This is a genomic window from Dietzia sp. SYD-A1, assembly GCF_015356725.1.
In the GTDB taxonomy this organism is placed as follows: domain Bacteria; phylum Actinomycetota; class Actinomycetes; order Mycobacteriales; family Mycobacteriaceae; genus Dietzia.
In genome coordinates, this window is the sequence record NZ_JADDKI010000599.1 from 1 (window position 1) to 437 (window position 437).

Annotated in this window: 1 pseudogene; it reads left to right on the plus strand. The window is 73.0% G+C overall.

Features of this window, described 5'->3' with window-relative positions:
• Window positions 1–437 (plus strand): annotated as a pseudogene (locus tag IY392_RS17575) (acyltransferase); the annotation flags it as partial.

A 437-nucleotide genomic window follows, 5' to 3' on the forward strand; every position in this document is an offset into this window, starting at 1 on the left:
GCCCGACACCGCCACGCGCGGTGGGGGTGGTGGGCCGTCGTCGCGCTGGCGCTCGGCGCCAGCACCGTCCCGCAGTGGTTCACCGAGGGCTTCGTGCACCCGTCCGGCCCCGAGTTCGCGGCCCGGACCGCACTGGGGGCCGTGGTGGCGTTCTGCCTGTTGGCCCCGGTGTCGCTGGCCCCGCCGGGGCAGCGGTTCATGGTGCTGGACTCCGCCGTGATGGGCATGCTGGGCCGGTGGTCCTACGGGGTGTTCCTGTGGCACGTCCTGGTCCTGCACTTCGCGTTCCAGATCGCGTTCGTGCCCATGTTCTCCGGGCACATGCTCGAGATCTGGCTGATCACCGTGGTGGTCTCCGTCGTTCTCGCGGCGGCGAGCTACGCGCTCGTGGAGGTGCCGTCAGGGCGCTGGTCGGCCCCGCGGCGCACCCCCCGCGG